Origin of the sequence: Streptomyces ipomoeae 91-03, assembly GCF_000317595.1 — a bacterium.
GTDB lineage: Bacteria > Actinomycetota > Actinomycetes > Streptomycetales > Streptomycetaceae > Streptomyces > Streptomyces ipomoeae.
In genome coordinates, this window is sequence record NZ_AEJC01000676.1 from 1 (window position 1) to 12,893 (window position 12,893).

Genomic DNA, 12,893 nt, shown 5'->3' on the forward strand with positions numbered 1-12,893 from the left:
GTCAGTTGCGTCCGGCCATGACTCCACGTCGACGTCCCAGACCGCGCCGGTGACCCAGTCGGTCTGGTCCGACAGAAGGAAGGCGACCGTGGCGGCGACGTCGTCGGCGGTTCCCGTACGGCCGAGAGGGTGGAAGGCGTTGAACCCGTCCAGCGCGGAGTCGACCTCCCCCTTGGGGATGAACTCCTCGTAGATGGGCGTGCGGACGACGGCGGGGGCGACCGCGTTGACGCGGATGCCGTGCGGGGCGAGTTCCATGGCCAGGTGCTGGGTCAGGGAGTGCAGTGCCGCCTTGGCCATCGAGTACGCCGACGACGGCGTCGCGGCGACGGCCTGGTGGGCCCACATGGACCCGATGTTGACGACGGAGCCCTTGATGTCACGGGCGATCATGTTGCCGACAACGGTCTGGGTGAGGAAGAAGAAGGCCCGGTTGAGGGCCTGGTAGCGGTCGTAGTCCTCATACGTGTGGTCCACGAAGGGCTTCGGGGCGAACACGCCGGCCGCGTTGACCAGAAGCGCGGCGTCGGCGTGGCCCTTGGCCAGATCGGTACGCAGCCGTTCGACGGCGTCGGCGTTGGCGAGGTCGGCCGCCAGCGCGGTGACACGGCCGGAGTCTGCCAGAGCGGCGGCGGCTGCCTCGGCGCTGGAGGGGGTCCGGCCGGTGACGACGACGCTGCCGCCGGCGTCGAGGACGTGCCGGGCGATGGCCTGACCCATACCGCTGGTGCCACCGATGACGATGGCCTTCTTGCCAGTGAGATCGACGATGGTGCGGGACATGCTGAGCTCCTGGTGAGAGGGCGGGCAGGGGAGAATCCGAGCCCGGGATGCGGGAAGCGGAGAGGAAAGTGACGGCTGCGGCCCCGGGAGGGGGAGCCGGACGGCGCTGTGGGGCCCGACAGGTCGGACGGTCTCGTAGAGCCGGACCTCGGGGCGGCGGACAGCAGCGGTGACAGGCCGCCGCCGACGTCCTTGGTGCACAGGTCGCTGTCGAGGTGGGCGCGGGCCTGGTCGACGGTTCAGAAGCCGTGCAGCACCTGGACGTCCTCGTCGCGCACGAGCAGCTCCTTGGAGGCGGCGCGGACCGTGTCGAGGAACGGCTGCCTGTACCGCTGGTGGACACCGACCGCCTCGATGCGCCGCGCCTTTACCGCAGGGAGGGGGATTTCCAGATAAGCCATCGTGCGTCCTTTACCGTCTCGCGGCCCACGAGGAATCCGCAGGTGTTCGGTGCACGCCCCAACGTAGATATCCCGAAAGACGTCCGGTAGAGGCTCATCTGTGATGTGGCCATAGTCGAAGGTAATTACTTGCCCAGGGGTGCGGCAGCCTTGGCGAGGGCATCCACAAACTCCTCGATATCGGCGGCCAGCGGGTTCTCGCGCGCCCAGACCGCCTCGTAGGAGAGCTCGACCGGGGTGCCGGAGCGCACCAGCGGCCGGCAACTGGCGTGCTGGTGAGTCACTTTGGAGCGGGGCAGGAGCGCCGCGCCCACTCCCAGGCCGGCCCACTCGTCCAGGACGCGGTAGCTGGACGCCTCGCCGGGATAGGTGCGCAGGGGCAGGTCGTTGCTGTGGAAGAGCTGGGTGGTGAACGTGGTCAGTCCGCAGGTGTCGGGGACGAGGATGTAGGCGGCGTCGGCGGCGGCTCCGAGCTCCACCGGACCTTCGGCGCCGGGCCGGGCGATCGGGTCGCCGTCCTCGGGATCGGCGGTCTGGGGCATCTGGCGGTGCAGTTCGCCGCGGCCATGGGGTTCGAGACGGTCGCGATCGGCCGGGGCGAGGAGAAGCGTGAGCTCGCCGAGGAACTGGGCGCGCGGCACTACATCGACACCGAGCGGCAGGAACCTGGGGCGGCGCTGCGGGAGTTGGGCGGGGCGGGGCTGATCCTGTCCACGGCCTCCAGCAGCAAGCCGCTCGCGGAGCTGGTGGACGGGCTCACCCCGCACGGACGGCTCACCGTCGTCGGCTTCGACGGATCCCCCCTGCAACTGCCCCTGGCCAAGCTCGTCATGGGGGCTCGCAGCGTCACCGGTCATCTGACCGGCAGCCCCGCCGACACCGAACAGGCCATGCGGTTCGCGGTCGCCACCGGCGTCCGCCCCCGGGTGCAGACCGTCCCGCTGGAGGAGGCACAGCAGGCGCTCGACACCCAGCAGAACGGCAAGGCCCGCTTCCGGATGGTCCTCGTTCCCGGCGCCTGACCGCCGTCGTTCCCAGTGCCTGACCACCGTCATTCCCAGCACCTGACCACAGCCGTAGAGCACAGAGACGAGTAGAGAAAGGGAGCCGTACATGCTCCAGCATGACGGCCACGACGTCGTCGTGGTCGGTGCCGGGATCGCCGGACTGGCCGCGACCGCCGCCCTGGTCGCCGCCGGGCGCGACACCGTGTGCCTGGAGGCCCGCGAGCGTCTCGGTGGGCGTCTGCTCAGCACGGCCGCCCCGCCCGGGGCCCTCGACCTGGGGGCCACCTGGTTCTGGGCCGGGGAGAGACGGGTCGCGGATCTCGCCGCGCGGCTCGGCGTCGACACGTTCGAGCAGCACCTCGCGGGGGACACGCTCGTGCAGGACGCCACCGGCGTACGACGGCTGCCGGGCAACCTGATCGACGCCCCCGCCCGCCGCTTCGCGCTCGGAGCCGACGCCCTTGCCCGCGCTCTCGCGGCCGAACTGCCGACGGACGTCCTACGACTGGACAGTCCCGTCACCGCGATCCACCGCCACGTCACCGGCGGGCTCGAAGTCCGTACACCGAGCTCGGTGCTGCGTGCCGAGCATGTCGTTGTGGCCGTACCTCCCGCGCTCGCCCTCGCGCGCATCGACTTCGGCTCGGAGCTGCCGCCGGAACTGGTCCGCCTGGCTCGGGCGACGCCGGTGTGGATGGGAGCGGTCGCCAAGGTCGTCGCCCGCTATCCGGCCGCCTTCTGGCGTGGCGAAGGGCTCGCCGGGGCGGCGGTCAGCAGAACCGGTCCGCTGCAGGAGCTCCATGACATGTCGGGCCGCGACGGGCGGCCCGCCGCGCTGTTCGGCTTCGCCGCGGCCCAGGCCGTCGGCCCCGGATTCGAGCAGGCGGTGGTCGCCCAGCTGGCACAGCTCTTCGGCCCTGCCGCAGCCGAGCCCGAGACGCTCCAGATACAGAACTGGAGCAGCGAACGGTGGACCGCTCCGCCCGCCGTGCACCGCTTGGCCGACTACTCCCTGTTCGGGCACCCCTTCTACCAGCGGCCCGCGCTGGACGGCAGGCTGCACTGGGCATCGACGGAGACGGCCGACCAGTACGCCGGGCACATCGAGGGTGCCCTCGCCGCCGCCGAGCGAGCGGTGACGGCGTCCCTGACGACAGATGAGGCGAACTCATGCTCCAGATAGACGCGTTGTTGCGCGAGTACGACCGTGCCCGTGCCTACACCGACGAACTGTGGAAGGACCTCACCCCGGACGAGGTGACCTGGCGCCCGCACGAGAACTCCAGCGCCATCGGTTGGCACCTGGGTCACCAGGCCCACGTCGCCCACTTCATGATCCGCAACCTCACCGCGGCCGAGCCCAGCCCGGACCCGGAGCTGGACGCCCTGATGGATTCGGCGAACCCCGAGCGTTTCCGCGGAGCCCTGCCCACGATCCGACGACTGACCGACTTCCGCACCACGGTCGCCGAACGCGTGCACGCCCGCATCGGGGACATCGCCGCCGGCCGGGTCGGCGCCCCCACCCAACTCACCATCGTGGCCACCCACTTGCTGACCGCGCTCATCAACCACGAGTACCAGCACGACCAGTGGATCAGCGAGGTCCGCGCGGGCGACCTCGGCCACGCGCTCCCGTCCGATCCCGACAGCGAGCACATACGCCGTATCGACGGCTATCTCGTCGTCGACGTTCTGTAGCCATGGGGAGAAACTCGCCTGTGACAAGCACCGCCCCGGACACCACCGCCGGTATATCCCCCCGGCCCGAGGCACAGCGCCGCGTCCTCGCCGTCCTGGTCAGCAGCCAGATCCTCAGCGGGGCGGGGCTCGCGGCCGGCATCACCGTCGGCGCCCTGCTCGCGCAGGACATGCTCGGTTCCACCGACCTCGCGGGTCTGCCCAGCGCCCTGTTCACCGCCGGCTCGGCCCTCGCCGCCGTCGCGGTGGGCCGCATCTCCCAGGCCCGGGGCCGTCGACCAGGCCTGGCCGCGGGATACCTGACCGGCGCCGTCGGCAGCGCGGGCGTCATCGCCGCCGCCGTCGCCGACAACCCCGCACTGCTCTTCATCGCCCTGTTCGTCTACGGCGCCGGCACCGCCACCAACCTCCAGGCCCGGTACGCCGGAGCCGACCTCGCCGCGCCCGCCCATCGCGCCCGCGCCGTCTCCACCGTCCTGGTCGCCACCACCCTCGGCGGCGTCGTTGGCCCCAACCTCGCCGCGCCCACCGGCGACCTCGCCGACACCCTCGGCATCCCCGCCCTGGCCGGGCCGTTCCTGCTCTCCGGTACCGCCTACGCGCTGGCCGCCCTCGTCCTCGCCGTATGGCTGCGCCCCGACCCCCTGCTGCTCGCCCGCAGCCTCGACCTCCAGCAGCGGACGACGGGTGACGCCGCCGAGCCGGCCCCCGCACACAGGCGCGGTCCCGAGCTGATGACGGGGGCGCTGACGATGATCCTCACCCAGCTCGTCATGGTCGCGGTCATGACGATGACCCCTGTGCACATGCACGACCACGGTCACGGCACCGCCGCGCCCGGTCTGGTCATCGCCATCCACGTGGGTGCCATGTACCTGCCCTCCCCGCTGACCGGCTGGCTCGTCGACCGATACGGCCCGACCGCCATCGCCGCCGCCTCCGGCCTCACCCTCCTCGCCGCCGGAATCACCGCCGCTGCGGCGCCCGCGGACTCCGTCGCCCTGCTCGCCCTGGCGCTCGCCCTGCTGGGGCTGGGCTGGAACCTCGGCCTGGTCTCCGGCACCGCGATGATCACCGACGCCGTGCCGCTGGCCACCCGCGCCAAGACCCAGGGGCTGGTCGACGTCTCCATCGCCATCGCCGGCGCCACCGGCGGCCTCGCCTCCGGCCTCGTCGTGGCTGCCGCCGGCTACCCCGTCCTCGCCGTCACCGGCGGCATCCTCGCCCTCGCCGTCCTCCCCGCCATCGCCGCCACCGCGAGCCGCCGGTGAGCCGGCCCGCCCCGCCCGCCGAAGCCGACCGCGAGGTCGCCGACCGGGGCAGAGCCCGGCCGCCCCGACGTACGTGAGCCACGAACCCGTCACCGTCGTGAACCTGGCCCAGCTGCCCGCCCGCGCGGCGACCCCCGCGCCACCCGGCCGGAGCGGCTTCCCGAAGCAGGGCGGCGCGATCGGCGCCGCCGGGCGAGCCTGTTCACCGGCACCGACCAGGGGACCGCGCTGCTGGGCCGGTGCCGCTCGTCGTGCCGGCCTCGGCCGCCGGACGGCCCGGCGCGAACAGCGGCACTCCGCACTGCGGCTGGCCGGGGCGACTCCACGGCAGATCCTCGCCATGACCGCCGTCGAGGCGGCGGGAGTCGGCGCGGCCGGAGCCCTGGTGGGCGTACTCGCCTACACGGCACTGCTGCCCGCGCTCGCCGAGCTCCCCTGCGGCCTCGGCGCCTGGTGCACCGGTCAGCTGTGGGTGGGGCCGATGTGGTGCGCGGCGGTGGTGCCGGCCGCCACCGCGCTGATCACCGTCAGCGCGGGTGACGCTGCTGCGCCAGGTGGCCACCTCGCCCCTGGGCGTGGCGCAGCAGGCCGACCCACACCGCACCCGCGGGAACCGCCTGGTTGGCGTTCGTCGAGGTCCTGCTCTGCATCTGCATCTGGGCGACCACGGGCGACAGCGGCCGGCCGAAGACCCGGTGCCGGGGCCGCCGACGGCGAGACGGCGATGGCGCCGACCCGTGAGGTGAGCGGCCCGACGCGCGTCCTGGACGAGTACGTCTACGGCGACGAGTACGTCTACGGCGCCCTGCGCGGCGGCGCCCGCGGATTCCTGCTCAAGGGCTCCGGTCCGACGCTCCCCGCGGAGACGGTCCGCGCCGCCGCTGTCCCGGCGAAGCCTGGCGGCGATCTCGGCGTTCGTACGGCCGCAGGGCGACCAGGCGGATGACGGCCCGTTCGCGGTCGGTGACCCCCGCTGGGTGAAGTGGGGGGGAGTGGGTCGCGCGTCCCGCTCCTCTGAGCCGGCCGTGGCGGTCGCTCAGCCCGTTCGAACGCTGTCGTGCAGGTGGGTGAGGAGGCCGCCGGTCAGCTCGGCCAGCTGGGTCACCTGGTCCGGCGAGAGGGCGTCGAAGACGAGTCTGCGTACCGCTTCGACGTGGCTGGGGGCGGCCTGCGCGATGGCGGTTCGGCCGGCGGGGGTGAGACGGAACGTGGAGCCGCGCCGGTCGGTCTCGCACTCCTCCCGCTCGACCAGTCCCCGCCGCTGCATCCGGGCGAGCTGGTGGGAAAGGCGGCTCTGTTCCCAGGCGAGGGAGGCGCCGAGGTCGCGGACGCGCAGCCGGTGGTCGGGCGCGTCGTGGAGGCGGCCGAGCACTTCGTAGTCGGCGAGGGAGATGCCGTGCTCGTCCTGGAGCTGCCGGCCCAGTACGCACTGGAGCCGCGCGGTCAGATTGACCAGCCCGCGCCATGCCTGCTGTTCCTCGGTCGTCAGCCATGTGGTCATGAGAGCAGCCTAGCGGAATGCATGACGCGTCATGTAAGTTGCATGATGTGTCATGGAACGATATCGCGCGGCCCGGGAGTGGTGAGGAGCAGCCATGAGAGCCGTCACTGTGAGCGCGTTCGGCACTCCGCCCGTGGCGCGCGACGACGTTCCCGAGCCGGTGGCGGGGCCCGGGCAGGTGCTGGTGCGCGTGCAGGTGTCGTCGGTGAACTGGTTCGACGTGGACATCGCCCATGGGATGTTCACGGAGACGGTGCCGCACAAGCTGCCGATCACCCTGGGCCGGGACTTCGCCGGGATCGTCGAGGCGGTGGGCGAAGGCGTCCGCACCGTCGAGGCCGGTGACGAGGTCTTCGGGGAAGTCCCGATGGGCGAGCCGGTCCACGAGGGTGCCTGGGCCGAGCTCATCGCGACCGGCGAGCACACGCTCATCCGCAAGCCCGCCGCCCTTGACACCGCTACCGCCGGGGTCGCCGCTGTGGCGGCCACCACCGCGGTCCTGGCAATCGACGCGCTGGACCTGGCGCCCGGTGACACGGTCCTGGTGGTCGGCGCGACCGGCGGCGTCGGCGGCATCGCGGTGCAACTCGCCCGCGCGGCCGGTGCGACCGTCCTCGCGCCGGGACTGCCCGAGGACGAGGACTACCTGCGCGGCCTCGGCGTGAGCGACGTCCTCCCGAGGGGAGACGACGTCATCGCCGCCGTGCGCAAGCATCACCCCGGCGGGGTGGACGCGCTGCTCGACGCGGTGACCGCGTACGAGATCACTCCGTTCGCGGACATCGTCCGGGACGGCGGCCGGATCGCCTCGCCGACCGACGCGGCCGGCTACGGCCCCGGCTGCACCAACGTCACGCGCGGCCCGTGCACCGAGATCCTCGGCCGCGTGGCGCGCCACCTCGTGGACGGCACGATCACGATTCCCGTCCAGGAGAGCTACGACCTGGCGGACGCGGCCCAAGCCCTCACCGCTCTGGCCGCTCACCACACGCGCGGCAAGATCGCCGTGCGTGTCGCCTGAAGTCCTGACACCCTTTGAAGGAGCAGTCGTGACCACACAGTTGACGGGCCGACGGACGCTGACCCGCATCACCACCAAGCAGCAGCTGGGCCCCGACGCCCAGGTCGACGACAAGGCCCTCGTCTTCGTCCCGACCGACCCGGCCCTGACCGACCCGTTCCTCGCCCTGGTCGAGGACTGGTTCTCCACCCCCGGTTTCGAATGGCACCCCCACCGCGGTCTGGAGACGGTCACCACCGTGATCGACGGCGTTCTCGAACACGGGGACAACCTCGGCAATGCCGGTGCCCTTCAGGCCGGTGAGGTGCAGTGGATGACCGCCGGGCACGGCATCGTCCACCGCGAGCTCGCCTACCGCGACGAACGCGCGCACACCCTGCAGATGTGGCTCAACCTGCCCGCCGAGAAGAAGCTGACGCCGTCGCGGTACCAGGACCTGACCCGAGCCGCCATGCCCCGTGTGCACGCGCCGGGCGTCAGCATCGACGTCCACGCGGGCACTGTCGGCGGCGTCACGGGTGCGGCCCGGACCCACCATCCGGTCCAGGGCGTGGTCGCCACGTTCGACCCCGGCTCCTCCTACGACCTTCAAGTCCCCGCCGAACACCGCCTGTTCGCGCATGTCATGGACGGCCGCCTGCTGATCGGCGGCCGGGAACTGCACACCGGACAGACCGGCTGGTCCGACCCCGTCACCGCGGAAGCGGGCGATACGGCGACCACGACGCTGCATCTCGCGGCTGTCGACCCCGAGCGGCGCGCTCGCGTGATGGTCTACAGCGGTACGCCGTTGCGTGAACCGGTCGCACTCGGCGGCCCGTTCGTGATGAACACCAAGGTCGAGATCACGAAGGCGTTCACCGACTTCCATGCCGGCGCCTTCGGCCCGGTACCGCGTCTGGCCCGTCTCGCCTACGACCGATGACCGGTGGCCCTCGGCGCCGGGAGACCACCAGAACCTGAGCTCTGCACGAACCTTCCCCATTTCCCGAACTCACAGCAGCGCGATGGGACATCCACAGCAATCCATCAGGGACGCGGGACAGGATCAGGGGCATGCCTGCCGCCAGTGGAACCCTCGGAAGCCGTCAGAGCGCGGTGCGTGTGCTGACCGTCGACGACGAGCACGAGCTGACCGAGCTGCTGTCGTGGGCCGTGACGGAGGCGGGCTGGCAGCCCTTCACGGCGGAGGACGGGCGCAGCGCCCTGACGCTCGCACGCGGCTGTGCCCCGCACGCCGTCGTCCTGGACGGGATGCTGCCCGACCTGGACGGCGTGCACGTACTGCGACGACTGCGGTACGAGAACGCGAACCTGCCCGTGCTCATGCTCACCGCCCGCGACACGCTGGAACACCGCCTCGACGGGCTGTCGGCCGGCGCGGACGACTACGTGACCAAGCCCTTCTCACTGGAGGAGGTCATGCTGCGACTGCGCGGCCTGCTGCGCCGCGCCGGTGCCGAACGGGAGGCGGCGGACGAGCCCGTACGGGTGCTCGGCGATCTGGTACTGGCCGAGACGACCCGCCAGGTGCAGCGCGCCGGGACGCCGATCGAGCTCACCGCGAAGGAATTCGACCTGCTCAGCTATCTGATGCGGCATCCGCGGCAGGTGCTCAGCAAGGCGCAGATCCTCGGCGCGGTCTGGAACAGCTCGTTCGAGAGCGAGGGCAATCTCGTCGAGGTGTACGTCTACAGTCTGCGCGGAAAGATCGACAAGGGCCGGGCGCCGATGATCCACACGGTGCGCGGCGCGGGTTACGTCATCAGAGCGGCGGACGGCAGAACATGACGCCCCTTCGGGGAAGGGGGCGCTCGCTGCGGGCGAGGCTGGTGCTGTTCACCACGGTCACGCTGGCCGTCGTCTGCGCGGCGATGGCGCTCGCCACGGTCCTGGTCCAGCGTGCCCATCTGCTGGACGACCTGGACCAGCGTGTCCGTGACGCCGTGGAGCGCAGTCAGGGCGGGGCCCACTACCGCGCCGGAAGCGCCACGGACCTGAGCTTCCTCAGCGAGCAGGGGCAGCCCGCCGGTACCGTCGCGGCCCGTCTCTCGGACGGCGAGGTCACGGCCGCCGAGGTGGTGACCGAGGACGGCGACCGCAGGACGCTCACCGCCGCCCAGCGTGCCGCCCTGTCCGGCGTCACCGAGGACGGCACCCTGCACACACGTACGATCCCAGGTCTCGGCACCTACCGTGTCACCGCCGTCAGCGGCGACGGCGCTCCCGTGCTGGCCGGGCTCCCCATGGACGCCGTACAGGACGCGATCCACCAGCTGATCGTCACCGAGACAGTGATCGCCGGCGCCGGACTCGCCGTCGCGGGCTGTGTCTGCGCGGTGGTCATACGGCGTCGGCTGCGGCCTCTGGGCCGGGTGGCCGCCACCGCCGTCGAGGTGGCGCGGGCGCCGCTGGACCGTGGGGAGGTCGCCGGTCTCACCCGGGTCCCGGCCGGGGACACCGACCCCGCCACCGAGGTCGGCCAGGTGGGCGCCGCCTTGAATTACCTGATCGACCGCGTCGAGTCCTCGCTCGCCGGGCGGCAGCGCAGCGAGGAGCGCATGCGCCGCTTCCTCGCCGACGCCAGTCACGAACTGCGCACCCCGCTGGCGTCCATCGCCGGATACGCCGAGCTGATGGACCGGGGCGGAGCGAGGATCGAGCCGCAGCTGGCGTGGCGCCGGGTCTCCGCGCAGTCGGCCCGCATGACCGGGCTCGTCGAGGACCTGCTGCTGCTCGCCCGCCTCGACGAGGGACGGCCGCTGCAAGCGGTGACGGTCAACCTCGCGACCCTGGTGGCGGAGGCGGTGTGGGACGCGCGGGCGGCGGGCGGCGACCACGACTGGCAGCTCGCACTACGTCTCGACGAACCGGCCACGGTGACCGGTGATCCGGCCCGGCTCACCCAGGTCGTGGCCAACCTGCTGGCCAACGCGCGCGTGCACACCCCGCCGGGCACGCGGATCACGGTCGCCGTGGAGACCACGCGCGCGTGCTGCGTCATCCGCGTACGGGACGACGGCCCCGGCATCCCGCCCGCCCTCCTCCCGACCGTCTTCGAACGCTTCACCCGCGCCGACACCTCCCGTACCCGGACCCCCGGCAAGGGCGGCGGCTCGGGCCTGGGCCTGGCCATCGCGGCGGCGATCACACAGGCGCACGGCGGCGGCATCGACGTCGAGAGCGAGCCCGGACGCACGGAGTTCACGGTCACGTTGCCGTGCGCCGCCGACCTCCGCCGAATCCCCAGCACATTCACAGACTTGCAGGTCAGCCATGCCGTACACGGCGATGCGGGCGCTGTTTCCCCTGCTGTGCGGAATCCGGTTCAGCTCAGCCTCAGTTCGGGGCCCCAGGGTTGTCGGCGGTGGCCGGCCAACCGTGGACGTGCCCATGACGAAGGGAGCCAGCGACGATGACCGAGCTCGACACCGGGGAGAGCACGGAGCGCGATCCGGAGCAGGAGAGGGGCCGCCGCGCCCACGCGAGCCGCCGCAACTTCATGCGCAAGGTCTTCTTCGCCTCCGGCGCCACCGCCGTTGCCACGATGGGCGGCGCCGGTGCCTGGGCCGCGCTCGCCGACGACTCCACCACTACGGCCGACGCCTCGGCGAGCCCGACCCCGAGCGGCGCTCCCAGCGGCGGCCCGGGTGGCGGCGCCGGAGGCCCCGGCAACCAGACGATCACCGAGGACTTCTTCGGCCTGACCACCGACGGCAAGCGCATCGACGACCTGTTCACGATCCACTCCACCAAGGTCGCCACCGCCTCCGTCATCGAGGCGGCGAACGCTTTCCTGGCCGGTCTCACCGACACCCAGAAGACCGCGACGCAGTTCACCGTCCACTCCACCGAGTGGCGCCTGTGGAGCAACATCGACTCCTACGACCGCCAGGGCGTCTCCCTCGCCGACCTGAGCGACGACCAGAAGGCCCTCGGGACCGCCCTGCTGAAGGCGGCGCTGAGCGCCGACGGCCTGGAGACGACGGAGAAGATCCGCAAGATCAACCAGGCGGCGGGCGAGGCGATCAACAACACGAACTCCTTCAACGAGGACGCCTACTACTGGACCCTGATGGGCACCCCGTCCGAAATCGAGCCCTGGGGCTTCCAGTTCGACGGCCACCACCTGGTCATCAACTACTTCGTCCTCGGCAGCCAGGTCGTGATGAGCCCGTGCTTCTGGGGATCGGAGCCGACCTCGATGGAGATCGACGGTGAAACGGTCACCGTCTGCCACGAGGAGGTCGCCGCCTCGCTGGCCTTCATCAACTCCCTCACGACGGCACAGCAGTCAGTGGCGATCGCCTCCTCGACCAAGTCGAACGAGTCCATGAAGGCGGGAGCGTTCTCCGACAACACGGTCCAGGCGTACGAGGGCATCCGCGGCAACGCCCTGAATGCCGCCCAGAAGAAGAAGCTCCTCGGCATCGTCGAGGCGTTCGTCGACCGGGCGAAGGCGGACGTGACCAAAGTGCGGATGGAAGAGGTCCGCCGACACCTCGACGACACCTACGTCACCTGGGCCGGCGGCACCGCCGACGACTCCGCCTTCTACGTCCGCGTCCACAGCCCCGTCGTCTGGGTCGAGGTCGACTGCCAGGCCCCCGGCCCCCTCGCCGGTGCCTACGGCGCCACCCAGGGCAGCACCCCCACCCAGAAACACGTCCACTCCATCATCCGCACCCCCAACGGCAACGACTACGGAAAGGAGCTCCTCAGGCAGCACTACCTGACCTCACCTCACCACCAGTGAGGCACTCGGACATCCCGTCATGGCGGAGAGCCGCGTCCCGCACCCTCGATGACGCCCTGCGGTACTTGGCGGCCACGCCATACCGGCACGACGTCACTTCGGGAGCCACGCCGACCGAGGCCCAGCGTGCGGTCTCCGCGACACTGCTGTGGCATCTGCGGGTTCTCGCCGGCTGGCAGCCGGCCGCCGGCGCCGACGCCATCCGGGCACTCGCCGCTGGATTCGAAATCTCCAACACCGAACACCACCTGAGGGCTCTCGCGGCCGACTCCCGTCAGCCGGGCGCCGAACGCCTCCGTCCCCCGGCCTACCGTCTGGGCGCGCTGGCGATCGCCTGGACGCGGCTCGCCGGTACCCGTACGCCGTCGGAGCTGCGGACCGCGCTGGCGGCCTCCGTCTGGGGCGACCCCCGGGGGCGACTCCCCCGCCGCGGTCGCCACCGGTATGCGGGT

The 12,893-nt window shown here is 71.7% G+C and carries 14 protein-coding genes and 1 pseudogene; 11 read left to right on the forward strand and 4 right to left on the reverse strand.

Annotation, left to right across the window (positions count from 1 at the left end; all coding sequences use genetic code 11):
- From STRIP9103_RS44485 to STRIP9103_RS44495, 3 genes are all read right to left on the reverse strand, one after another.
- A partial coding sequence (locus STRIP9103_RS44485; protein ID WP_234022466.1) for an SDR family NAD(P)-dependent oxidoreductase occupies positions 1-783 on the reverse strand: 783 nt, incomplete at its 3' end.
- A gap of 239 nt (positions 784-1,022) precedes the next feature.
- Positions 1,023-1,184: a hypothetical protein gene (locus STRIP9103_RS51035; protein ID WP_009343366.1), complete on the reverse strand. Its 162-nt coding sequence runs from the start codon at positions 1,182-1,184 to the stop codon at positions 1,023-1,025.
- A gap of 125 nt (positions 1,185-1,309) precedes the next feature.
- A complete protein-coding gene (locus STRIP9103_RS44495; RefSeq protein WP_052315624.1) occupies positions 1,310-1,726 on the reverse strand; it encodes a LysR substrate-binding domain-containing protein in 417 nt (138 codons plus the stop codon).
- A 6-nt stretch (positions 1,727-1,732) separates the two neighbouring features.
- Here STRIP9103_RS44495 and STRIP9103_RS44500 point away from each other — a divergent pair, with 6 nt between their 5' ends.
- From STRIP9103_RS44500 to STRIP9103_RS53715, 5 genes are all read left to right on the forward strand, one after another.
- Entirely contained in the window at positions 1,733-2,206 is a 474-nt protein-coding gene (locus STRIP9103_RS44500) for a zinc-binding dehydrogenase (protein ID WP_052315625.1), read from the forward strand.
- Between the two features lie 91 nt (positions 2,207-2,297).
- Complete coding sequence (locus STRIP9103_RS44505; protein WP_009343372.1) at positions 2,298-3,374, forward strand: flavin monoamine oxidase family protein; 1,077 nt, start codon at positions 2,298-2,300, stop codon at positions 3,372-3,374.
- Positions 3,362-3,892 carry a DinB family protein gene (locus STRIP9103_RS44510; protein WP_009343374.1) on the forward strand — a complete coding sequence of 177 codons (531 nt, stop codon included), beginning with the start codon at positions 3,362-3,364 and terminating at the stop codon, positions 3,890-3,892. The genes STRIP9103_RS44505 and STRIP9103_RS44510 overlap by 13 nt, the downstream gene beginning before the upstream one ends.
- Positions 3,893-3,912: 20 nt before the next feature.
- Positions 3,913-5,163: an MFS transporter gene (locus STRIP9103_RS44515; RefSeq protein ID WP_009343348.1), complete on the forward strand. Its 1,251-nt coding sequence runs from the start codon at positions 3,913-3,915 to the stop codon at positions 5,161-5,163.
- 73 nt (positions 5,164-5,236) lie between these two features.
- Complete coding sequence (locus STRIP9103_RS53715; RefSeq protein WP_009343363.1) at positions 5,237-6,109, forward strand: response regulator; 873 nt, start codon at positions 5,237-5,239, stop codon at positions 6,107-6,109.
- 90 nt (positions 6,110-6,199) lie between these two features.
- Here STRIP9103_RS53715 and STRIP9103_RS44525 read toward each other — a convergent pair whose 3' ends face one another.
- The gene (locus STRIP9103_RS44525; RefSeq protein WP_009343352.1) at positions 6,200-6,664 is read right to left on the reverse strand and encodes a MarR family winged helix-turn-helix transcriptional regulator; all 465 of its coding nucleotides are present in this window, start codon (positions 6,662-6,664) and stop codon (positions 6,200-6,202) included.
- Between the two features lie 94 nt (positions 6,665-6,758).
- Between STRIP9103_RS44525 and STRIP9103_RS44530 the strand changes: the two genes are divergently transcribed.
- The 6 genes and pseudogenes from STRIP9103_RS44530 to STRIP9103_RS44555 all read left to right on the forward strand — a co-directional run.
- The gene (locus STRIP9103_RS44530; RefSeq protein ID WP_009343378.1) at positions 6,759-7,685 is read left to right on the forward strand and encodes an alcohol dehydrogenase catalytic domain-containing protein; all 927 of its coding nucleotides are present in this window, start codon (positions 6,759-6,761) and stop codon (positions 7,683-7,685) included.
- Between the two features lie 28 nt (positions 7,686-7,713).
- On the forward strand, positions 7,714-8,610 hold the full coding sequence (locus STRIP9103_RS44535; RefSeq protein WP_009343361.1) for a pirin family protein: 897 nt from the start codon (positions 7,714-7,716) through the stop codon (positions 8,608-8,610).
- Positions 8,611-8,741: 131 nt separating this feature from the next.
- Positions 8,742-9,476: a response regulator transcription factor gene (locus tag STRIP9103_RS44540; protein ID WP_009343350.1), complete on the forward strand. Its 735-nt coding sequence runs from the start codon at positions 8,742-8,744 to the stop codon at positions 9,474-9,476.
- Positions 9,473-11,104: a sensor histidine kinase gene (locus STRIP9103_RS44545; protein WP_009343376.1), complete on the forward strand. Its 1,632-nt coding sequence runs from the start codon at positions 9,473-9,475 to the stop codon at positions 11,102-11,104. The genes STRIP9103_RS44540 and STRIP9103_RS44545 overlap by 4 nt, the downstream gene beginning before the upstream one ends.
- Complete coding sequence (locus tag STRIP9103_RS44550; RefSeq protein ID WP_009343356.1) at positions 11,101-12,441, forward strand: DUF3500 domain-containing protein; 1,341 nt, start codon at positions 11,101-11,103, stop codon at positions 12,439-12,441. The genes STRIP9103_RS44545 and STRIP9103_RS44550 overlap by 4 nt, the downstream gene beginning before the upstream one ends.
- A gap of 65 nt (positions 12,442-12,506) precedes the next feature.
- Positions 12,507-12,893 (forward strand): annotated as a pseudogene (locus tag STRIP9103_RS44555) (hypothetical protein); the annotation flags it as partial.